Here is a 21,858-nt window from a genome sequence, read left to right as displayed (position 1 = left end):
CCAGGGTCGGGTTGATGGTGCGGAGGCGAGATTGTACCGTCCAGGCCACGGCCGGTCAGTCCAGCGTCACCCCCATCAGCCCGATCACGACATCGTTGGCCAGCGTCCGCAGCTCCAGGCTCTTCAAGTCCTTGCCGCGCTCGAGCGGCATCTTGAGCACGGTGGCCGAGCCGCCGTCGATCTTCGCGCGCAAGTCCTGCGGGAGGGTCGCCGGATCCAGCACCCGGACCCGGGCCGTCTTCAGGTCGACCCGCACCGGCAAGGATCCGCAGTACGGAAACTGGTAGTCGTCGATGAAGTAGTCCTGTTCGATGGGCCACCAGCTGTCGGGATTGTGCAGGGACAGGCGGCTGCGGCTGCCGTCCGCGTAGGTCACCACCACCTCGCCGTTGTCGATCCGGCTCTGCATCGCATTGCTGGAGCCGGCCATCAGCAGGAATGCGCGCCCTGCCCGGCCCTGCAGCGGCACGCTGGCCTGCTTCGGATAATTGTCCCACTGCGAGGTGAACAGAATGTTGGCCGCACCCGGGCCCGAAGGCGTGGCGAAGCTCAGGCCGTTGGGCAGGCGCAGGACGCCGTCCTGGGCACGCAGACCGCCGTCGTCGACCGTGGCCATGGCGTTCACGTGCCCGGCCCAGGCGCCGATGCCTTGCGAGGGCAAGGACAGCGAGACGAAGGGCGAGCGCGGCGACAGGTACTTGCCGGGCTTGAACAGCTCGGTCACGCGGTCGTTGAAGCGGGCCGTCAGGTCGACATGGCGCGAATTCACCCGCGCGCCCGTGGTCCACGCGGCGGCCCGGGGAGTGCACGCCGCTTGCGGGGCATCCGGCGGCGGCGCCGCAGCCTCCCACCAGGTGAACGCGCCCTGGCGCACGCGCCGCAGGCCGTCGCCCGCCGCCGTCTTTGCGACAACCTGCGCAGCGGCGCCGATCGGCTGTCCGCGCCACCGGATCGTGAGCTCGGTCTTGCGCCCGAAGGGTAACTCGATCTGCAGGCGCGGCGCGAAGACTTCGTCGCTGCCGGCGCGCCAGCGCACCGGCTTTCCATCGGCCAGGACCGAGTCCACGCCGTCGCTCGCTGCCGACAGCTCGAGCACCAGACGCCCGAAGACCGCGGCCGGCTGTTCGATCGTCCAGCGTTCTTCCGTCCCATCGCGGCGGAACGCCAGCGCCACGCCCGGATGGCGCAGGCTCGCATGCCGCCAGTCGCGCGGAAAGCCCGGACGGATCAGCAGCGTGCCCGCGAGCGCATCCGGGCGCACGCCGAACAGCCCCTCCACCAGCGTGCGCGCCATCACGCCCGAGCCGTCGGCAAAGTCGCGCTGGGCTTCGCGGCGGTAGACGTCGAGGTAGTTCATGCTGCCGATATTCCCCGGCGAGATCCCCATGTAGAGGCTGGCCAGCAGCGCCCCCTTGGCCAGGTCGAAGGCGCGCTCGCCGTCCCCGGCCTGCCAGGTGGCGAGCGCCGTATGCAGCACCTCGCCCATCACCACGTTGTTGGTGGACCAGGAATACGGCATCCAGTCGGTGGTCGGCAATACGCGATAAGGGCGGTCGGCAGGCACGCCCGGCCCCGCGACCGGGATCGTACGGCGCTGGCGCGCCAGGTCGAGCACCATGCGCGCGCCTTCCAGCCGGTCCGGCACCCCCGAATCGAGGGCGTGGTAGTAGCTCCACAGGCCATGGCTGGGGTGCAGCAGCCGCGTCCCGAGCAGGTCGCGGTATTCGCCGAAGGCGCCGCGCTCGGGCATCCACAGGTGGCGCCGCATGCCGGCGCGGATGCGTTCGGCCTCGACCCGGTATGGCCTTGGGTCCTTGCCGATCATGGCCGCGATGCGCGCCGCCATCGCGTTGTGCCAGGCGTTGTAGGCCGAGGTATGGGTGGCGCCGCCGCCGTTGTAGTACAGGTCGTCGCTGGCCCAGATCGCGGCATAGCCTTCGTACAGCGGCAGCTTGTCGGGCCCGTACTCGCGCCGGAACAGGCGCCGCTCCCAGGCCAGGTGGCGCTCCAGCACCGGCCATACGGCCCCGGCATACGCACGGTCGCCGGTCCACAGCAGGTGGCGCAGCAGCGCGTCGATGAAGCCGATGTTCATGTCGTAGTGCGACTTGCTCATGTCGCCGTTGCTGTGCAGGCCGGCTTCGCTGCGCGCCAGGTTGGTGTCGCGGTCGGCGGGCGGCAGGCGCGCCGGCACCGGGGACGTATCCTGGCGCGCCGTCCATTCGTCGAAGTTGCGGCGCGCGCGATCGTGCCAGCCCAGGGCGTCGAGCGCGTAGGGCCCGCGCCAGCCCAGCAGCTTGGTGCGCCAGGCGATCGCCCCGTGCATGATGGCGCCCTGCTCCTCGTCCCACACGGCATCCAGGGCGACGTTCAATGCCCCCATAGCGGCGTTGATGTAAGGGTCGGGCGTGTCGATCTTCACCTGGCCGCGCAGCCGGGCGAAGTGGACGCCGGCCTGCGCGAAACGTTCCGCCAGTTCCTCCGGCCGGAATGCGGGCGCGCGGCTGCGCTCGGCCGCGAGACGGGCGTCCAGGGTGCTGCCGGCCTCGCGGTAGACCGCCAGCTCGGGCGCCTTCTTGCTGCGCGTGACCTGGAAAGCCAGGTGGATGGCTTCCCCGTCCAACGGCAGCCGGCCGAGCGCGACCTGGCCATCCTTGCCGGCGTCCTGGCCCAGCAAGCCGGCCAGGTCCTCCCATGCGGCGACGTCGGCGCGGCGCATGGCAAGTGGCCGCGAGGCGGTCGCCGTGATCGCCGCCCTGTCGTTGCTGACCGTGAATCCTTGGGCATGCAGGTCGACGCTGCTGCCGCGCGCATATTCCGGCGCGAACTGGAAATACCGGCTGATCGGCGCTAATTCGGTCCCGATGTCGCCGCCGCGGCGCCCCTGGGCGCCATTGCCGGGGGCGAAGGCGAACACCAGTTCGGTCCCCTCGGGCAGGAACTGGCCCGCTACCCTCAGCCCGAGCCCTTCCACGCTCGCATAGGCGATCGCGGCCAGGTGGATCCGGCCGGCTTCGCCCAGCAGCGGATCGGCGATCTCGTAATGCAGCTCGCCTGGCCGGTAGCGCGTCACGATGCGGCGTGCCGCATGCAGCCAGAGCACGCCGGCGGGGGTCTTGACGCCGAGGCGGACATTGCCGCCGCGCCCGGGCAGGTAGAGCGAAAACTCGGGACGGTCGCCGCCGTCGACACGGAAGGCGCTATTCCCGCCATACAGGGGACGGTTGAAGAACTCGCCGCCGTTCTCGATGACGAAGTCCTCGCCCTCGGGACGGTAGCGCAGCGGCCGCGCCACCTGCCCGGCCAGGTTCGGACGCGCCACCTCGACGCCCGGTTTGTACGCTTGCCCCTGCGCGCCACGCGCTCCCGTGGCGAACGCCGCAAGCGCCAGCAGCACGCAAGCCGGCAGGATGGGCATGCAAGTCTTCCTCATGTAATCGTCTCCCCAGCATTGTTTCGGCAGATAATAAGAGACGTCCTCGCCCGCTATCGCCACACGGCGGCAAATTCTCATTGGCGTGACCGAGTGAAAAAAAATGAGCAAGACCTTGAGGAAAACATTCCCGTGTTCGTCTTACCAAGGGGAAGCACGAACGGGCGAGCGTATGGACACTGAAGTAGTTGACTGGCTGACAATAAATTTTCTGCCGCACGAGGCCGAATTGCGCAGGATGCTGCGTCGCGTCTGTAGCAGCCCGGCCGAAATCGACGACGTAGTGCAGGAGACCTGTTACCGGATCCTGTCGATGGCCAGCCTGGACGGCATCCGCGATCCCAAGCCCTTCGTCTTCCGCACGGCCAAGAACCTGGTCCTCGACCGCATCAAGCGCGACGCGGTGGTCAGGATCGAAGCCATGGCCAACCTGGAAGACCTCGACATCGCCGACGCGGCGCCCTCGCCCGAGCGGGTGGTGTTCGCCCGCGCGGAACTGAAATGGGTGATCGGGCTCGTCTCGCAGCTGCCCGACCGCTGCAAGGCGGTGTTCCGGGCGCGCCGGATACACGGCCTGTCGCAGCACGAAACAGCGCAGAGCCTGGGCCTGACCGACGGTGTCGTCGAACACGAAATGATGAAAGGGATGCGCTTGATGTCGGAGATGATTGCCAGTCACGGCATGAACCAGGAGACCGGCGCCATCCCGTCCCCCGCAAAGAAACGCGTCAGCAAGAAACAGAATGTCAACGATCGATAACGAAGCCTTCGAGTGGGTGGCGCGCAAGCTGGCGCGCGGCCTCAGCGCCCCCGAGAGCGCGCAATTCGACGCATGGTATGCCGCCGATGTGCGGCACCAGGGCGCCTACGTGCGCGCCATGGCCATCTACAATGCGATCAATCTCGCCAGCGCCCCGCAATCGCTGTCGCCCGAACTCGCCATGGCGCGGCGGCAGCGCCGCAGCCGGCGCGCCTGGTTCAGGGTGGGCGCCATGGCCGCGTGCCTGGTGGCGGCGGTGGGAACCGTCAGCCTGCAAGTCCTGCGCGAGGAGCGGGTCCTCACCACGGCCAAGGGCGAATTCCGCAAGGTGCCGTTGCAGGACAAGTCGGTCGCCACCATCAACAGCGGCAGCCAGATCGAGGTCGCCTTCACCGACAAGCAGCGCACCGTCAACCTGCGCAAGGGAGAAGCCTGGTTCGAGGTCGCCAAGGACAAGACGAAGCCCTTCGTGGTCGAAGCCGGCGCCGCGCGCATCAAGGCGGTCGGGACCGCCTTCTCGGTGCGGCGCTTCGCGAACGGCACCGAGGTGCTCGTCACCGAAGGCAAGGTCGAGGTCTGGGACAAGGGCAGCAGCGCACGGCGGCGCCAGCTGGTCGAGGGCGACCGCGCCTTCCTGGCGCAGGATGCGAGCGCGATCAGCGTGAGCCGCCAGCCGGTCGAAGTAAACCGCAAACTGGCATGGAGAGAAGGCAAGGTGATCCTCAAGAACCAGACCCTGGACGACGCGGTGGCGGACTTCAACCGCTACAGCCCGAAGACCATCGTCATCGTCGACGCCACGCTCAGGGACAAGCGCCTGTTCGGCCAGTACAAGCTCGACGCCCCCGAATTGTTCGCCCAGGACGTCAGCACCGTGCTGGACGTGCCGGTCGCGATCACCGCGGACACGATCTTCATCGGCCGCAGGCAAGGCGAGGCGCAGGACGGCATCTGATACAGGAAGCGAAGCGATGCCGCGCCACACTGGCACACGATCCGGACGCGCCGTCTATGGCGGGTCCGGATTTTTTTTGCCCTTTGCAGTCAGCTTCCTGAGTATTTATACGACAGCACGCCACTGCTTGATTTTTGAGGGAGGATGTCGATTCAGTCATCGTTTTGAGTGATTGGGCAAACGATCGCCGCAGCATGAGGAAGACGCCGCCGCCGGCAGTCTTTACACATACGGAGCAGCATAGTTCCGACAAAAACAGATTAGAGGAGACGTGCATGAACCCCATGCACCCATACGCCAGCGCGGCCGGCACCATCCTGGCCGTGAGCATGGCCGCGTACGCGGGCAGCGTCAGCGCCCAGGAATTGCCGCGGCCCTTCAATATTCCCGCAGGCCCTGCGACGGAGTCCATTCCGGAATTCGCGCGCCAGGCCGGCATCAACATATTGACCTCGGCGGACATCCTGGATGGCGTGAACACCGAAGCGCTCAGTGGCGCATTCGTCATCTCCGAGGCGGTCGATCGACTGCTCGGCTGCACTAATCTGGTCGGACGGGTCAGCTCCGGCGGCACCGTGGTGATCCTGGCGCGACCGCCAGGATCATCCGGACAACCCAATGACTCGAAAATATCGGATGAGACAATGACAAAACATACCCTCCCCGGCCGGCGCAAGGCGACCTGCGTCGCGGTCTCGGCGGCCGTGCTCATGATGGGCGCACCGCTGGCGAATGCGCAGGAGCAGGCGCCCGGCACGCAGGTGCAGATACCGGAGGCGAAGGCACAGTCCGGACAGAGCGCGCCGGCCGCGAACCAGCAAGGCGGCGACGGCGTGCAGCAGGTGAAGGTGGTGGCCACCCGCGCGTCCCAGCAGTCCAGCATCGACCGCAAGAAGAATGCCGCCACCGCGATCGATTCGATCGTCGCCGAGGACGTGGGCAGCCTGCCGGACCGGAACGTCGGCGAGGCGATCTCGCGCATCGCCGGCATCGCGCTGGACCGCGGCGACTTCGGCGAGGGCGTCACCGTGTCGGTGCGCGGCAACGGCCCGGACCTGACGCGCGTGGAACTGGACGGCCAGGCCGTGCAGTCCGCCGGCGGCAGCGACATGGCCGGCGGCGGCGACGGCCGCGCCGTCGAGTTCCGCCAGCTCTCCGCCGACCTGATCAAGAGCGTCGACGTGGTCAAGGGCTCGACTGCCGACATGACCGAGGGTTCGCTGGGCGGCGGCATCCAGATCAAGACACGTACCGGCCTCGATTTCAAGAAGCCCTTCGCCTCGCTGCGCCTGGGCGGCAGCCAGAACAGCCTGAACAAGAAATGGCAGCCGGACGCCAACCTGATCCTGGCGAACAAGTACATGAACGGCCGCCTGGGCCTGCTGCTGAACGCGTCGAGCACCACGCTGGACAACGAAGGCCACAAGACCGAGGTATCGGGCGGCGGCAACAATGGCTGGCAGGGCTACTACCGCCTGTTCGACTTCGACAATTCGCCCGAGAAGACCTTCAGCTACCAGCCCGGCACCGTCAACACGGCCGATGCGACCAGCACCACCCCGCTGCTGCGCTCGGCCTTGACCAACGGCGGCTTCTTCAACTCGGCCACGCCGCTCGAGATGGTCACGCGCTCGGCCGGCGCACAGAGCAAGGACGAGTGCCGCGCGATCTTCGCACCGATTCCAAGCGCACAGCTGAACCTGATCTCGTCCTCGGCGCGCACCGCCGCGCAGAACCAGCGCACCAACGAACTCAATACCTGCCTGAACCAGTGGAACGACTACACCCCGTCCGGCCCGCGCTACGTGGTGCGGCGCGAGATCGACCGCCGCAGGAACCTCGACCTGCGCGCCGACTTCAAGCTCACCGACGAGCTGACCCTGTACTCGAAAGGCAGCTACAACAAGCGTCATAACGACATCAACACCCTGGCTTTCTCGCTCGGTAACATGTCGGTGCAGAATGGCAGCAGCAACGTGCAGCCCGGTTCCGCCGTGGTCGACGCCAAGCACCACCTGACCTCGTACACCTTCAACAATACCAACAGCAATGGCGTGGCCAAGACCAACCAGAGCCACGGCATCGGCGAAACCACCGCGCGCTACCTGCAACTGGGCGGCAACTTCAAGCGCGGCGGCCTGAATGTCGACTTCTTCGCCGGGGACGCCCAGTCAGACTTCAGGAAGGGCATCAAGGAGCTCACGCTGAACGACTACTACGGCACCGGCTCGATGAGCGTGATGCCGAATGGCTTGTGGACCTACAGCTTCCCGAACGTCAATCCGATCACCTCGGCCGATCCCTCGCGCTTCGCCGTGCTGTTCCCGCGCGGCGCCAGCGCCGCCATCGTGCCGACGGTGTACACGACCAACTCGGCTCCCGCCTACACCGCCGCCCAGCAGAATGCCGGCACCTCGTCGCCGAACCTGACCTGGGTGCCGACCGAGTACCACACTTCGGAGCGCACCGCCAAGGTGGATGCAACCTGGAACACGCCGGACAGCATCCCCTTCTTCAAGCGTTTCAAGACCGGCTACAACATGCGCGACACGCGCAACGACAACTGGAACCTGAACAACGGCGGCTACAACCTGCGCGACCCGCAAGGCACCTTCGGCACGCCGGGCTTCGTGGCGCCGATCGTGATGCCTTCGCCGACCCTGCGCAGCACCATGTACGGCTGCGCCGACACCCCGGGCTCGCTGGCGCCGGGCGGCAACAAGTGCCAGTACGGCTGGATTCCGAAAGGCGACATCCGCCAGTCGCTGGATGGCGCGATGGTCTACACCATCCCCCAGTTCGTCGACATGCTAAGCCAGGTCATGACGCTGAAAGCGACGCCGACCCAATTCTTCAACGGCGCCAAGGACCGCCCCGCCGGCCTGATCGAGAACTGGACGCAGGTCGACGTGGAGAAGCTGTTCGCCATTTCCCAGGTCGGCAACACCAACTTCGACTGCGTGAAGTACTGCACCGCCAGCGACGGCAAGGTCTATGCGCAGCCGGCCAACCACCTGAAGGAACGCACCGACGCCTTCTACCTGATGGGCGACTTCGGCCTCGACCACCTGCCCTTCACGGACCGTTCGCTGCCCTTCGGCCTGGAGCTGGAAGGCAACGTCGGCGTACGCTATGTGCGCACCAAGGTGCACGGCACCGGCATGATGAGCTTCACGGCCATCATGAAGACGCCCAGCTTCGACCCGAGCTTCCCGGACGCGGTGGGCGGTACCACCAGGATGCGGGTGCAGCAAGCCACCGCCATCAGTGCCAAGACCAGCGATCTCCTGCCGAGCCTGAACCTGGCCACCTGGCTGGTCCCGGACAAGCTGGTGCTGCGCTACAGCGCCGCCAAGACGGTGGCCCGGCCGCCGGTGTCGCGCCTGCTGGCCTCGGGTTCGTGCACCTACGACCAGGTGGCGGCCGACCTGGGCGAAGACGGGCAGTCGTGCTCGGGCACGGTCGGCAATCCGGAGCTGGCCGCGCAGAAGAACTTCAACCAGAACCTGTCGATCGAGTGGTATCCGAACCGCGACACGATGCTGACCGCGACGGCTTTCCGCCAGGACGGCAAGATCGGCGGCGCGATCGCCCAGGGCGTGTCGCAGTCGCCGCTGTTCGCCAACTCGGACATGGTCAATCCGGTCACCGGCGAAAGCCTGGCCGGCCAGCTGTTCGACTACTCCACCTGGATGAACGGGGCCACGACGGGCCGCCGCGGCGTCGAGTTCAGCGGCAAGACGGCCTTCACTTTCCTGCCATGGCTGCTGCGCTACACCGGCTTCGACGCCAACTACTCGAAGATGCATTCGTCCACCTCGACGGCCAACATCGTCGACCTGCTGACCGGCACGCCGCTGCCGCCGCAGAACGAGCCGAAGTACACCTACAATGCCGCCCTGTGGTACGACGACGGCAGGCTGTCGGCCAGGGTCGCCCTGCAGGCCGTGGGCTCCTACTTCAACTGCATTGCGGCCTGCGGCAAGACGACCAGCATGTACAACTACCCGAACGTGGGGGGCGGACGCACCAGCACCACCTACAACCCGGGTTCGCCCAACTTCACGGATGCCACCCGCTTCATCGACGCCAAGATCTCGTACCGGTACTCGCCGATGATCGAGGTGTTCGTCGAAGGACGCAACATCGGCAACGCGACCGTTTCGCACAGCCAGGGCCCGTACGCGCCGTTCGCCGACGGTACGCCGAACATCCTGGACTACGCGTATTCGGGTCGCCGCATCATGTTCGGGGTGAATTTCCGCACGATGTAGTCAAGCCCCGAAGCAAGAAGACCGTCACCCCGCGCAAGCGGGCTGACGGTTTTTGTAGGGTGGGCGGCTATACCTTGAAATGGAAAGACACGCGAATTCAATGCCGCCCACGCGTTCAACTCCCTCTCGATCAGACGGATCGACGATTCACAGTCTCGTTGAACGCGTGGGCGGCGGCAGCGCTGCCGGCTGATCGCATAGCCGGGTGGAGCCGCCCACCCTAGGGGTTACAGCGAAGGCAGGATGCCTTCGACCTTGACCTTCCACCCGGTTTTCGGGAAGCCCGGCGCGTTCCCGGTCTGTCCGTCCCAGCCGCCCGCCATCAGGGCCACCGCCAGCAGCAGGCCGCCGTTCGACGGGAAGTAGGTCTCGGCGGCGCGCTGGTACCCGGGGCCGTCCGGACCGGCACCCGCCTGGGCGCCGGCTCCGGTGGCGGTCGGCACGAAGTGGGCGGCATGGGCGTCCAGGTGCACGCGCGGCGTCATGCCGCTTCGACCGAACTGGTTGTTCCTGGCATCGAAGAACAGCGAGTCCACCGCTTCCTGCGGCGCGCCCAGGCGGGCCGCCGTCATGGCCATCATCGGGTAGTCCCAGCCCCAGGTCTGGCGCAGGTCCCAGTCGCGCTTCATGCGGTCGAACGTGGCGCGCATGGTCGCCCGGTCGACGTCGCGGCCGGGCAGCCAGCCGAGCGGCATCAGGAAGGACATGTGGTCGCGGTTCTGGCAGCGCTCGTCGATCGCGTTGGCGCGGCAGCTGCCCGCCGCCTGGTCCCAGAAATCCGGCGCGGAACGCACCGGCAGGTACAGGCCATCCTTTTGCGGCAGCGCGGGCCATTTCGCCAGCAGCGCGTCCCAGTCGGCGCGGCGGGGCTTGCCGGCGCGCTCGCGCCAGGCCTGCGCCGTTTCGATGCCCCAGCGGTAATAGGCGACTTCGAAGGCCGGATCGAAGGTGCCGAGCGGCGCGAAGTTCTCCTGCACCGGGATGATCGGCGGGCCGAGGCGCAGCTTGCCGCTCGCCTCGTCGATCCGGGGGAAGGAGGCCAGCAGGTTCGCGGTCTCCTCGACCAGTTCGCCGTAGGCCTTCAGCACACGCGCCCCGCCGCCGGCACGCCACAACAGCTCGCTCATGTAGATCGGGTGCGGCTGCTGCCACATGATGAAGGGCGAAACCTTGGACGGGCTGTCGACCCCGTCCGGGCCGATCATCTTCGGCCACCAGGCGCCCTGAATGCCCTGCTCCTGCGCCCTCGCCCTGGCCTTCGGGAGGAAGCCCACGTACCAGCCCAGGCTGCGCTCGAGCAACTGGGGCCGGCCCCACAGGGCGAAGTGGGCCGCATGCCAGGGATGCATCTCGAGGTGCGACTTGCCGTTCCAGCTGTTCGAGAACAGGCCTTCTTCCTGGGGCGCGAAGCTGCCGGCGGCGTTCACCGCCATCAGGTACTGCGACAGGATCACGCGGCGTTCCAGTTCCGCGGCGCGCGGGTCGGTGGAGCCCGAGAAATCGACCATGCCGCCCTGGGACCAGTAGCCGGTCCAGTGGCGCGCGACGGCCACGGCGCCTGCCGCCGGGGTGGGCAGCGCCGGGCCGGCCTGCTCTGAAAACTGCAGCATCACGCTCAGGGTCGCGGCCTTGGTCGCCACCCGGTAGGCATGCGGGCCATTCTCTTCGATGCTCGCGCCCGGTGCGCCGATGGCCGCGTGGTAGGTGGTGGCGTCGACCTGGCGCCGCAGGCGCAGCTCGCCGGCCTTGCGCGACAGCGCGGTCGTGCTGTGGGCGCCGGGATTGCTCCAGTCCGAGGGATCGGGATTGAGCGTCTTCGACACGCCCGGGAAACGTACCGCCACGCCCAAGCGGCCCTGCGCCAGCAGCGCCGAGCTGAGCTCGGCCATGATGGTGTCCTGGCCCGGCAGCACGCGGGTGACGACCTTGACCGGCACGCCGTCGTAGACGAAGCGGCTGGTGAGCGTCCCGGTCCACAGGTCCAGCGTCTGCTGCGTATCGCGGATGTCTTCGAAGCGTGCGGGCGAGCCGTCGCGCGCGCGCAGGTCGAGCGCCAGGCGGCCCAGCGAGAAGCGGTGCGGGTTCTCGCGGATCCAGGCCACCGCCGGATTGTTCGCGGCGTCGGCCCAGTCCTTGATGTAGCCGTAGCGGCGGGTGTGGCCGCCGACCGCGATCTCGACCTGGGTGTCGCGCACGGTGTGGCCGTCCGGGTTCGGGAAGCTGTGCCAGGCCCATTGCGCTTCTGTCAGGAGCGGCGCGATCTTGCTGTAGGGTTCGGTGAAGGTCTGCAGGCCGGTGATGTCGGCGGTGAAGCCGATGTTCCCGTTGCCCAGCATGAGCGGCGCGTGCGGATCGGCCTGGCGCAGCACCGGGTTGTGGCGCGTGACCAGGGCCTGGCGGTCGATCCGGTCCTGGGCCGGCGCGATGCCCGGTACGGCCAGAGCCGCGCCGGCCGCGGCGGCGGTGAGCATCATGCGGCGGCGGGAAAACAGTATCGGACCCATGGCGGTGAACTCCCCTTCATTGATTGGAATGGCGGGAAATTCAACCATACGCGACAGCAAAAAGCGACGCTTTCCATGCGCGGCGCACCCATTCAATCATCCGCGTGCGCGTTTTCTGTTTTTGCCTTAGAAGGCCGAGGAAATCGGCGCGTCAACAGTCATAGTCCTAACAAGGCCGCACAGCCTTGAATAACACCAACGATGGAGACAGCATGAAAACTACCAAAGGGACGGCCCTGCTGGGCGCCGTGTGTCTCGCGCTCGCCGCATCCGCCACGCCCGCCCACGCCACGGTGATCGGCACCAACACGCCCGCGCCGCAGGTCAGCCTGGAACGCCTGGTGGAGCTGCCGGCCGCGCAGCGCGCCGCCTGGGCCGGGTACATCGCCCGCTCGGAGAAGCAGCGGCAGTATGACCGCGACATCCTGGCTGCCGAGCTCAAGGCCGGCGAAACCGCCCCGCCGGCGCCGACCGCCGGCAGCGGCAAGATGCCGCTGAACAAAGAGGCTGCCTGGTACGCCACGCTTGAAGCGCGCGCCATCGCCGACACCATCGTCAGCTTCCAGACCCCGTCCGGCGGCTGGAGCAAGAACCAGGACCGCAGCAAGCCGCCGCGCCTGCGCGGCCAGCGCTATGCCAACGATGCCGAGACCATGGTGGCCGACCCGACCAATTTCGACGTTCCGCAGGACCGCTTCTGGACCTTCGTGGGCACGCTCGACAATGGCGCCACGACCACCGAGATGCGCTTCCTCGGCCGGGTGCAGGCGCAAGCGCCCGGCAAGGAAGGCGATGCCTACCGCGCCAGCATCGTCAAGGGTGTCCAGTACCTCCTGATGGCACAGTACCCGAACGGCGGCTGGCCGCAGAACTATCCGCTCGAGGGAGGCTTCCATGACGGGATCACCTTCAACGACAATGCCGTCGCCGAAGCCGCGATGATCCTGGAAGACATCGCCGAGGGCCATCCGGACTTCGCCTTCGTGCCTCAAGCGCTGCGCCAGCAGGCCGGCGCCGCCAGCGCCCGCGCGGTCCGCCCGATCCTCGACGCCCAGGTAGTCGTGAACGGCAAGAAGACGGTGTGGCCGCAACAGGCCGACGCCATCACCCTCAAACCCATCTCCGCGCGCAACTACGAGATGTGCTCGCTGGCCAGCGCCGAAAGCGCCGAGGTGCTGATGTTCCTGATGCGCCAGCCCGAGCAGACGCCGGAGATCCGCGCCGCCATCGAGTCCGGCGTCGCCTGGCTCAAGGCCAGCGCCATCTACGGCAAGGCGTTTACCAAGGTTAGCGAGGAAGAAGGCCGCAAGCTGGTCGACCGGCCGGGCGCGGGCCCGATCTGGTCGCGCAACTATGACATCCAGACCGGCAAGCCGATCTTCGGCGACCGCGACAAGTCGATCCACGACGACGTCAATTTCATCTCGAAGGGCCGCCGCAACGGCTACTCCTGGTACACCAATGCGCCGCAGAAGGCGCTCGATGCGTATGCCGAGTGGTCGCGCACGGGCAAGCTCGCCGTGGGCGCACGCGGCGCCGCAGCGCTCGAAAGCGCCCAGAACGTCAGCGGCAAGCCTTGATCCGAGCAACCACCTACCAGGATACCCATCGATGACCTATCCCGTCCTACGCAAGGCCGCCCTGCTGGGCGCGCTGTCCTGTGTGCTGGCCCTGCCCGCGCTTGCCGCCGAGCCGTCCCAGGTGGCCGGCATCGAAGCCAGTTGGCTCACGCCGCCGCCCCGTCCCGCCATGGATTTCGATCCCGGCAGGCTGCCCAGCCGCGCCGCGGTGCTGCCGGTGCTCGACTACGTGGCCATGTCGCAGATCGCCGACATGAGCCGCCGTCCGATCCAGATGGCGACCGGCTCCAACTTGTCGGAGATCTCCTCGAACTGGGTCGCCGCCACCTTCTACGTCGGCGCGGCGCGCCTGGCCCGGGTGACGCAGAACCGCGAAGTGCTGCGCTTCCTCACCGCCACCGCCGAGCACTATAACTATTCGCTGCGCGGCGCCCGTTCCGAACGGACCCTGCTCAATGCCGACGAAGTCGCCATCGGCGACCTGTACCAGGAACTGTATGCGCGCCGCGGCCAGGTCGGCACCATCATGCCGCTGCAGCAGCGCCTCGACTTCATGCTGCCGCACCTGAACCGCCAGCAGGAAACGCCGACCCTGGTCTGGTGGTGGTGCGACGCCCTGTTCATGGCGCCGCCGGTGCTGGCGCGCCAGGCCAGCCTGAGCGGCGACCGGAAGTACCTGCAGGCGATGGACAAGGAATGGCGCCGCACCGCGGCTCGCCTGTGGGTGGAACAGGACCGCCTGTTCCTGCGCGACGAGCGCTTCAAGGACCGCGACCACCTGGGCGCCGGCGGCAAGCCGATCTACTGGGCGCGCGGCAACGGCTGGGTCATGGGCGGCCTGGCGCGCACGCTGGAATCGATGCCGGCCGGCTTCGAGGGACGCAGCTTCTATACCGACATCTTCCGCAAGATGGCCAGCCGCATCCATGAACTGCAGCAGCCGGACGGCCTGTGGCGCAGCGACATGAACGACCCGGACAGCTTCCCGGAAGCGGAAACCTCGGGCTCCGGCTTCTTCGTCTACGCACTGGCCTGGGGCATCAACCACGGCCTGCTGGACCGCCAGACTTACCTGCCCGCGGTCACGCGGGGCTGGGCCGCCTTGAATCGCCAGGTCCTGCCGAACGGCCTGGTCGGCGCCGCGCAGAAGACGGGCGACCGGCCGGTGCCGACCCGCGCGGACGACGTCGGCCCCTACGCCACCGGCGCCTTCCTGCTGGCCGGCCTGGAGGTGATGGACCTGCACGGCCCGGTGCAGGCGCTGCCCGAGCCGGCGCCGGCGCGCGACGACGAGGCGACCATCGCGGCCACCACACCGACCCCGCCGCCGCCGCCGCCGAAAACCATCGTCGGCGAGGCCGAGAAGGCCCGGCGCGAACAGGAGATGCGCGCCACCCGCGCGCTCGCCTACGACCCGGCCACGCTCAAGACACCCGCAAGGAGCAGCAAATGAGCCCTATCCGCCGCCGTACCGTACTGAAAAGCCTGTGGGGCGCCTCCGCCCTGCTGCCTCTGGGGATCGCCTCCGCCCAGGCCCCGGCGCCCGCCGCATCGAAGCCCTTCAGCGGACCGATTCCGAAGGAATTCACCGACCCGAAGACCGGCCGCCGGGTCGTGCGCATTTCGGAAGAAGCCGGCTCGGGCGTGCTGTATTTCTACCGCCATGCCTACACGCCCGAAGGCGACGTCATGGTGATCAAGTCGCCATCGGGGATCATGGGGGTGCGCCTGAAGGACTGGAAGACCACGCTGCTGGCGCCCGGCCGCGAGAACGACCTGCTGTTCATGCTGCGCACCACGCGCGAAGCGGTCTATTCGGTGACGGATCCCGGCCCGGGCGAAGCGGCCGATCGTCCGAAGACCATCTATGCCGTCCACGTCGACACCAGGAAGGTGCGCAAGCTGGCCCGCATCGCCGCCGGCGGCGTGACCGCCTCGAATGCCGACGACACGCTGTTGCTGGGCCAGGTCGCCTACGGCGCCAAGCCGCTGCAGCCCAAGGATGCGGCCAGCATCGCCAAGTTCGGGAATACCGAATACGCGGCCCTCGGTCCGGACGGCAAGCCGCTGAACTTTGCCAAGGCCAAGGGCGTGCGCATGCTCGAGCGCTGGTCGGCGCGGGTGCCGGCCGAGCTGTTCACCATCGACCTGAAGAGCGGCGAGCGCAAGGTGCTGTACCAGACCGAGGAATGGATCGGCCACGCCCAGTTTTCGCCGACCGACCCAACGCTGATCCGCTTCTGCATGGAGGGGCCGTGGCACCGCGTCGACCGCATCAAGCTGATCCATGCGCACGGCAGCGGGCTGCGCAGCGTCCATACGCGCACCATGAACTTCGAGATTTGGGGCCACGAATTCTTCAGCCATGACGGCAAGTGGCTCTGGTACGACCTGCAGACCCCGCGCGGCCAGGTGTTCTGGGTCGCCGGCCTGGAGCTGGCGACCGGCCGGCGCATCTGGAAGCGCCTGGAGGCGAACGAATGGGGCGTGCACTTCAACATCGCCCCGGACAACAAGACCTTCGCCAGCGACGGCGGCGACGCCGACATGGTGGCGCACGCCGCCGACGGCAAGTGGATCCAGCTGCTGCAGGCGGAAGACATCGTCGACGCCGACCTGCCGTCCTATGACGACAGCTTGATTACGGTCGAGAAGTTCAAGTCGACGCGGCTGGTCGACCTGTCCGCCCACGACTACCGGCTCGAGCCCAACCTGCGCTTCACACCGGACGGCAAGTGGCTGGTGTTCGCCTCGAACATGCATGGGGCCCAGCACGTGTACGCGGTGGACGCGTCGCCGCCCTGATCGGAGGTTTCATCACTGCGCGAGGAGCGCAGTCTCCTTTGGTGCGCCCCGTGGGGCGCACTTTTTTTTACGGCGCTGTCACCGTTCGATGTTGAACCTACCCAGCGCTATTCGCAGCATCGCCTCCGCCGATTCGATACGACGTCCGTCGACCGCCCACTGCCAGCCGAGATAATTGGGCAGATAGCGTGAAGCCACGCCATTGAAGCGGGCAAGCCATTGGCGGAAGCGCCGGTGGTAGGCGTTGACGTTTTGCACATGGACGGCTCCGCGCACCCGTTCGCCAGCCAGCAGGTTCACCGCTTCGTGTGAGATGGCAGTAGTCCGGGCAAACGCGTTGTAGGCAGGATGGGAATCGGTAACCAGCAGCACATCCCTGTCCAGCACCGGAAGCAGGTAGCGGTGCAGCTGGGCCGTGGTGACGGCGCCCCGGCCGGTAATGAAATCGAAGGTGGCGCCGGTGCGGTCACGGGCGACCAGCACGCAGACGTGTTCACTGTTGATGCCACGCCGGCTGGCTACACCTGCACGCTTGCGCGGCAGTCGGTCGAGCTTACGCGAGCCCTTCCGGGATTCGAGCAGGAACAGTTCATCGGCCTCGGCGATGCCGGCCAGGGCTGCAGGACGGTCTTCCTTGGCCAGGTGCAGGAAACGGTGGCGCCAGCGGAAGCTGGTGTTGCGGTGCACGCCGAGCCGGTCTGCCGTTTTCCGCACCGACTGGCCCTCAAGTATGCCGTCCAGGTAATCGAGCCATTTGCTGCGATGGCGCAGCCGGGCAAGCGGCGTACCCGTCAAGGCACTGAAGGTCTTGCCGCAGGCGCAGCAACGATAGCGCTGCACCCCGCGGACGTGCCCGTGGCGATGTAGCCGCCGACCGTCACAGACCGGACATGAAGATGGACTCCTGGCCTCCTCGATCGTCGCACAGGCACGATCCAGTCCAACTGCCGGACGCAAAAGCGCGAGCAATTGTTCGCGCTGGCGCCGCGTCAGCTGCGCGTTACGTGCCAGCCACGATTTGAAGCTTGCCGCCTGCATTGCCACCTCCACTGTCGATCGGATAGTGGTTTGACATCGGCCCGGCTCAACAGTTCAAGATCTCCAACACGTAGTGGTGGCAGCGCCTTTTTTTTACAGGTAGCGGTAGCCGATCTCGCTGTACGGCGCGCCCGACAGCTCGAAGGCACGGCGCAGCACGGCCTTGATGCGGCGGACCAGGTGGCGGAAGGTATCGGATGCGTCAGGACGGGCGGCGTTGATGGCGATGGCGTTCATGCTGTTTTCCTTCGTTTGGTGGTGCGTTAAGCGATGGTGACAGCATAGAGCAGCGCCAGATATAAATCCAATTTAGATTCCTGATCCAACCCATCATTATAACCAATATCTCACCCTCAAAGGCCTGATTCCTTGAATGCGGGATATACGTTCAACTTATATTAAGGGCAAGCGCTATGCCGCAGAGCGCACCCGTTGCCTTCGCGCGAAAGCGCGCAGCACCTCGCGCGCCGCATTGTGTCCCGGCGCACCAGTGACGCCCCCGCCTGGATGGGTCCCGGAGCCGCAGGTGTACAAGCCGGCCACGGGCCCCCGATAATCGGCATGCCCCAGCATCGGTCGCGCCGCGAACAGCTGGTCGAGTCCCAGCGCGCCGTGGAAGATGTCGCCGCCCACCAGGCCGAAGGTCCGTTCCAGGTCCAGCGGGGTCATTATCTGGCGGCCCAGCACCGAGCGCCTGAAGTTGGGCGCATAGCGGTCGACGGTAGCGATCATCAGGTCGGCCACCTCCTCGCGATGCGCGTCCCAGCTGGCGCCGTCCGGCAGCTGCGGCGCCACATGCTGGCAGAACAGGCTGGCCACGTGCTGGCCTGGCGGCGCCAGGCCCGGGTCCAGCGTGGACGGAATCAGGAGCTCGACGATGGGTTCGCGCGACCAGCCGTAGGCGCGGGCGTCATGGTAGGCGCGCTCCATGTACTGCAGGCTCGGCGCGATGATGATGCCGCTGCCGTGGTGCTCGGCGGCTTGCGTGCCCGGCAGGCAGCTGAAGCTCGGCAGCTCCGACAGCGCCACGTTCATGCGGAAGGTGCCGGAGCCGCAGCGCCAGGCCTGCATGCGCCGCAGGAAGTCGCCGGGCAGCGCGCCCGGGTCGACCAGCCGGGTGTACAACAGGCGCGGATTCAGGTTCGACACGACTACCCGGGCATCGACACGCTCGCCGCCCGCGGTGACGACGCCGCAGGCCCGCCCCTTGTCCAGCAACACCTCTTCTACCCCACACCCGGTGCGGATCTGCACGCCTTGTGCCAGCGCGGCCCTGGCCATCGCCTGCGTGATGGCGCCCATCCCGCCGATGGCATGGCCCCAGGCGCCCTTCTTGCCGTTGACCTCGCCGAACACATGGTGCAGCAGCACGTAGGCCGAACCGGGCGTGTAGGGACTGGCGTAGTTGCCCACCACGCTGTCGAAGCCATAGGCCGCCTTGATCGGCGCGCTCTCGAACCAGCCATCCAGGTAGTCGCCGGCCGATTTGGTGAACAGGTCGAGCAGCTCGCGCTGGGTAGCGAGCGACAGCCCGCGCATCCGGTTGCCCAGCTTGCCGGCCTTGATCAGCTCAGGCAAGGCCGTGAGCCAGCTGCCCTGCACCCGGTTCGGCGGGGTCTGCAGCACCAGTTCGCGCAGCAGGTCGGCCGCGCTGTCCAGGTGGCGGTTGTAATCCTCGAGGCGGTCCGCGTCGCGCTGCGAGAACTTGGCGACTTCAAACGCGGTCCGGCCGGCGCCGAGCTTCAGGTAGCGGGTATCGTCGAGCGGGAGGAAGTTCGACAGCGGCCGTTCGACGATGCGCAGGCCGTGTCCGGCCAGATCCATGTCCTCGATCACCTTGGGGTTGAGCAGCGACACCGTGTAGGCGGCGACCGAGTTACGGAAACCGGGGTGGAATTCTTCCGTGACCGCGGCGCCGCCGACCACCGCGCGGCGCTCCAGTACCGTGACCTTCAGGCCGGCACGGGCCAGGTAAAAGGCGCATACCAGGCCGTTATGGCCGCCCCCGATGATGATCGCGTCGCGCATCTGCCGTCTCCCCCGTTTTCAAGTGCATTATGTCCCAAGGGCCGGGTAGATGCACCTCGTAAAGATGCGGGGGTTGGCGCGTATCGAAGGATGCTCCCTCAGCAGGCGCTCGGTTTCACGCGCTCGACTTCGAGGCCGAACAGCGGACGCAGGCGGGTCCCGAACACGTTGCCGGTGAACGCGGCGACGAGCCAGAGCCAGCCATGGACGCTGCCGGACAGGATGCCGCTGAAATAGGCGCCGATATTGCAGCCGTAGGCCAGCCGAGCGCCATAGCCGAGCAGCAGGCCGCCGACCACCGCCGCGACCAGCGAGCGCAGGGGCAGGCGCCATACCGGGGCATAGCGGCCGGCGAGCGCCGCGGCCAGCATCGCGCCCAGCACGATCCCGATGTCCATCACGGACGTGACGTCGCGCCAGATCGGCGCTGCCAATGCGGCGGCGTTGGCCTTGGTCGACCAGTAGGGCCAGCTGGCGATGTCGACGCCGACGGCCGCCAGGGTTTTCGCGCCCCACAGGGCGAAGGCCGAGGTCACGCCCCAGGGGCGCCCGGCCAGGGCCAGGGTCGCGAAATTCAGGACTACCAGCGCGACGGCGCCGGCCACCAGGGGCCAGGGGCCATGCAGCCAGCGCGGCCCGTTTGCTTTCTGCGGCTGCGGCGTGACCAGCCGTCCGTGGCGGCGCTTCTCGACCGCCACCGTGATGGCGGCGATCAGCGCGAACACGGCCAGGTTCAGCAGCAGCGCGGGAACCAGGCCCAGCGCGCTCACCAGCGACAGCGGCGCAAGCTGCGGCTGTGCGGTCCAGAACGGCATGTGGGCGGTGGCGATCACCGAGCCGGCGATGAAGGCCGCGAGCGTCACCAGCATGCGCGTGCTGCCGCCGCCGACCGTGTACAGGGTGCCGGAGGCACAGCCGCCGCCGAGCTGCATGCCGATGCCGAAGATGAAAGCGCCGACGATGACCGAGGTGCCGGCGGGCGACACCAGTCCGGTGACCGGGGCACCGAACAGGGTGCCGCTGGAGAGCACCGGGAAGAACAGCAGCACGCCGAGCGCGAGCATGAGCATCTGCGCGCGCAGGCCGGCGCCGCGGCCATCGGCGATGAACACCCGCCATGCCGAGGTGAAGCCGAATGCCGCGTGGTACAGCGTGATGCCGAGCAGCGCGCCGACCGCATACAGCGCGGACTGGCGCCAGCCGGCAGCCTGCGCCAGGTACCAGCAACCCGCTGCGATGAGCAGGAGCGAGACGGCGAAGGGCTTCAGGTTGATGTCCGCGCGCGGACGAGGAGACAGGGAGGACAAGGATGCTGGACCGGACATGGCGAATCGATGACGGAGTCAGGAAACCTGCCATTGTCGCGCGTTTTCGCGGCTTCTGCAGGAACTGCGCCAGCTTCGACTGGCCTGACGGGAGAGCATTGCCGCACTGCATGCTATGCTGCTCCCCTCTTTATGCACGGGGACGAGCGATGATTGCACAATTGAGCGTAGCGGTAGCTGGACTATTTCTGCTTCTTCCATTGTTTGCCGCAGCGCAGCAGCAGCCGGATCCCAAGACGACCGAGGTGTGGGCGCCGGAGCCCGGGCGCGTCACCCCCGGCTCCCCGGCGTCGGCGCCGTCGGACGCGATCGTGCTGTTCGACGGGAAAGACCTGCGCGAATGGGTGTCGGCGGCGGCGCCCGACCAGCCTGCCGGCTGGACCGTCGCCGGCGGCAGCTTCACCGTCCGCGGCGGCAGCGGCGACATCCAGACCAGGCGCCTGTTCACCGACTACCAGATCCACCTCGAATGGCGCGTGCCCACGACGCTCGGCGGCGCCGGCCAGGCCCGCGGCAACAGCGGCCTGTTCCTCGCCTCAACGGGCAAGGGCAGCGGCTACGAGATCCAGATCCTCGACTGCGCCGACAACAAGACCTATGCCAACGGCCAGGCCGCGAGCATGTACAAGCAACACATCCCGCTCGTGAACGCCTGCGCCGCGCCGGGAGAATGGCAACGCTATGACGTGATCTGGACCGCGCCGCGCTTTGGCGCCGATGGCAAGTTGCTGGCGCCCGCCTACGTGACCGCCCTGCACAATGGCGTGCTGGTGCAGAACCGCGTCGCCCTGCAGGGCGAAACCGTGTACGTCGGCAAGCCGGCCTACCGCAAGCATGGACCCGCACCGATCCTGCTGCAGGACCACGGCGACGCGGTCAGCTTCCGGAATATCTGGGTGCGGCCGCTATGAGGGCGTAGCGCGTCCGGCTCAGCCAATCAGCCCGGCGATCGTGCGGGTCAGCAGCGCCACGCCGCCGGCGATCAGCCTCGCCCCTACCACCGCGACCGCGATCAGCACGGCCAGCTGAACCAGGCGCAAACCGAGTTCGTGACCGCGCCAGGCGCGGCCGAAACGCAAGGGACCATGGAAGCGGCTCGCAAAGGCAGGTGTTGCCAGTCGAAGTTTCATGATTGTCTCCGTTGTATGCATGTCTG

The 21,858-nt window shown here is 67.4% G+C and carries 14 protein-coding genes; 7 read left to right on the top strand and 7 right to left on the bottom strand.

Annotation, left to right across the window (positions count from 1 at the left end; all coding sequences use genetic code 11):
* Positions 1-55 precede the first annotated feature (55 nt).
* On the bottom strand, positions 56-3,418 hold the full coding sequence (locus FG94_RS25530) for a DUF4450 domain-containing protein (protein WP_152571134.1): 3,363 nt from the start codon (positions 3,416-3,418) through the stop codon (positions 56-58).
* Positions 3,419-3,605: 187 nt separating this feature from the next.
* Here FG94_RS25530 and FG94_RS25525 point away from each other — a divergent pair, with 187 nt between their 5' ends.
* The 3 genes from FG94_RS25525 to FG94_RS25515 all read left to right on the top strand — a co-directional run bounded on the left by FG94_RS25525 (position 3,606) and on the right by FG94_RS25515 (position 9,422).
* The gene (locus FG94_RS25525) at positions 3,606-4,193 is read left to right on the top strand and encodes an RNA polymerase sigma factor (protein ID WP_081926207.1); all 588 of its coding nucleotides are present in this window, start codon (positions 3,606-3,608) and stop codon (positions 4,191-4,193) included.
* Positions 4,177-5,148, top strand: a complete 972-nt coding sequence (locus FG94_RS25520) for a FecR domain-containing protein (RefSeq protein ID WP_036217582.1) — start codon at positions 4,177-4,179, stop codon at positions 5,146-5,148. The genes FG94_RS25525 and FG94_RS25520 overlap by 17 nt, the downstream gene beginning before the upstream one ends.
* A gap of 275 nt (positions 5,149-5,423) precedes the next feature.
* Positions 5,424-9,422 carry a TonB-dependent receptor gene (locus FG94_RS25515; RefSeq protein WP_036217580.1) on the top strand — a complete coding sequence of 1,333 codons (3,999 nt, stop codon included), beginning with the start codon at positions 5,424-5,426 and terminating at the stop codon, positions 9,420-9,422.
* A gap of 227 nt (positions 9,423-9,649) precedes the next feature.
* Here FG94_RS25515 and FG94_RS25510 read toward each other — a convergent pair whose 3' ends face one another.
* Positions 9,650-11,926 (bottom strand): hypothetical protein, encoded by a 2,277-nt coding sequence (locus tag FG94_RS25510; protein WP_051997121.1) that lies wholly within the window; start codon positions 11,924-11,926, stop codon positions 9,650-9,652.
* A gap of 212 nt (positions 11,927-12,138) precedes the next feature.
* On the opposite strand from FG94_RS25510, the gene pelA reads away from it, so the two are divergent.
* The 3 genes from pelA to FG94_RS25495 are packed head-to-tail and all read left to right on the top strand — an operon-like array spanning position 12,139 to position 16,311.
* On the top strand, positions 12,139-13,506 hold the full coding sequence (gene pelA, locus FG94_RS25505) for a pectate lyase (protein ID WP_081926206.1): 1,368 nt from the start codon (positions 12,139-12,141) through the stop codon (positions 13,504-13,506).
* A gap of 31 nt (positions 13,507-13,537) precedes the next feature.
* Positions 13,538-14,959, top strand: a complete 1,422-nt coding sequence (locus tag FG94_RS25500) for a glycoside hydrolase family 105 protein (RefSeq protein WP_081926205.1) — start codon at positions 13,538-13,540, stop codon at positions 14,957-14,959.
* A complete protein-coding gene (locus tag FG94_RS25495; protein ID WP_051997115.1) occupies positions 14,956-16,311 on the top strand; it encodes an oligogalacturonate lyase family protein in 1,356 nt (451 codons plus the stop codon). Before FG94_RS25500 ends, FG94_RS25495 begins: the two co-directional genes overlap by 4 nt.
* A 78-nt stretch (positions 16,312-16,389) precedes the next feature.
* Here FG94_RS25495 and FG94_RS25490 read toward each other — a convergent pair whose 3' ends face one another.
* The 4 genes from FG94_RS25490 to FG94_RS25480 form a co-directional block, all read right to left on the bottom strand.
* Positions 16,390-17,349 (bottom strand): IS1595 family transposase, encoded by a 960-nt coding sequence (locus FG94_RS25490; protein WP_036217577.1) that lies wholly within the window; start codon positions 17,347-17,349, stop codon positions 16,390-16,392.
* A 93-nt stretch (positions 17,350-17,442) separates the two neighbouring features.
* Complete coding sequence (locus FG94_RS27760) at positions 17,443-17,586, bottom strand: hypothetical protein (protein WP_161784002.1); 144 nt, start codon at positions 17,584-17,586, stop codon at positions 17,443-17,445.
* A gap of 174 nt (positions 17,587-17,760) precedes the next feature.
* Positions 17,761-19,377, bottom strand: a complete 1,617-nt coding sequence (locus tag FG94_RS25485) for an NAD(P)/FAD-dependent oxidoreductase (protein WP_036217574.1) — start codon at positions 19,375-19,377, stop codon at positions 17,761-17,763.
* Positions 19,378-19,475: 98 nt separating this feature from the next.
* Positions 19,476-20,702, bottom strand: coding sequence for a YeeE/YedE family protein (locus tag FG94_RS25480; RefSeq protein WP_051997114.1), 1,227 nt, complete (start codon positions 20,700-20,702; stop codon positions 19,476-19,478).
* Between the two features lie 200 nt (positions 20,703-20,902).
* Here FG94_RS25480 and FG94_RS25475 point away from each other — a divergent pair, with 200 nt between their 5' ends.
* Positions 20,903-21,613, top strand: a complete 711-nt coding sequence (locus tag FG94_RS25475) for a DUF1080 domain-containing protein (protein ID WP_229446067.1) — start codon at positions 20,903-20,905, stop codon at positions 21,611-21,613.
* An 18-nt stretch (positions 21,614-21,631) separates the two neighbouring features.
* Here the strand turns inward: FG94_RS25475 and FG94_RS27555 are convergent, their stop codons facing one another.
* Positions 21,632-21,832, bottom strand: coding sequence for a hypothetical protein (locus tag FG94_RS27555; protein WP_152571133.1), 201 nt, complete (start codon positions 21,830-21,832; stop codon positions 21,632-21,634).
* Between the last annotated feature and the right edge of the window lie 26 nt (positions 21,833-21,858).

Origin of the sequence: Massilia sp. LC238 (assembly GCF_000735635.1) — a bacterium.
Classification (GTDB): Bacteria; Pseudomonadota; Gammaproteobacteria; order Burkholderiales; family Burkholderiaceae_D; genus Telluria; species Telluria varians.
The sequence above is the reverse complement of the archived record's forward strand: the minus strand, read 5'-3'. Positions and strand labels throughout refer to the sequence as shown.

Bases quoted from the DNA above. Each gene is read 5' to 3' on its own strand.
- FG94_RS25530 (WP_152571134.1), bottom strand. From the start codon at position 3,418: ATGCCCATCCTGCCGGCTTGCGTGCTGCTGGCGCTTGCGGCGTTCGCC.
- FG94_RS25525 (WP_081926207.1), top strand. From the start codon at position 3,606: ATGGACACTGAAGTAGTTGACTGGCTGACAATAAATTTTCTGCCGCAC.
- FG94_RS25520 (WP_036217582.1), top strand. From the start codon at position 4,177: ATGTCAACGATCGATAACGAAGCCTTCGAGTGGGTGGCGCGCAAGCTG.
- FG94_RS25515 (WP_036217580.1), top strand. From the start codon at position 5,424: ATGAACCCCATGCACCCATACGCCAGCGCGGCCGGCACCATCCTGGCC.
- FG94_RS25510 (WP_051997121.1), bottom strand. From the start codon at position 11,926: ATGGGTCCGATACTGTTTTCCCGCCGCCGCATGATGCTCACCGCCGCC.
- pelA (WP_081926206.1), top strand. From the start codon at position 12,139: ATGAAAACTACCAAAGGGACGGCCCTGCTGGGCGCCGTGTGTCTCGCG.
- FG94_RS25500 (WP_081926205.1), top strand. From the start codon at position 13,538: ATGACCTATCCCGTCCTACGCAAGGCCGCCCTGCTGGGCGCGCTGTCC.
- FG94_RS25495 (WP_051997115.1), top strand. From the start codon at position 14,956: ATGAGCCCTATCCGCCGCCGTACCGTACTGAAAAGCCTGTGGGGCGCC.
- FG94_RS25490 (WP_036217577.1), bottom strand. From the start codon at position 17,349: ATGCAGGCGGCAAGCTTCAAATCGTGGCTGGCACGTAACGCGCAGCTG.
- FG94_RS27760 (WP_161784002.1), bottom strand. From the start codon at position 17,586: ATGAACGCCATCGCCATCAACGCCGCCCGTCCTGACGCATCCGATACC.
- FG94_RS25485 (WP_036217574.1), bottom strand. From the start codon at position 19,377: ATGCGCGACGCGATCATCATCGGGGGCGGCCATAACGGCCTGGTATGC.
- FG94_RS25480 (WP_051997114.1), bottom strand. From the start codon at position 20,702: ATGTCCGGTCCAGCATCCTTGTCCTCCCTGTCTCCTCGTCCGCGCGCG.
- FG94_RS27555 (WP_152571133.1), bottom strand. From the start codon at position 21,832: ATGAAACTTCGACTGGCAACACCTGCCTTTGCGAGCCGCTTCCATGGT.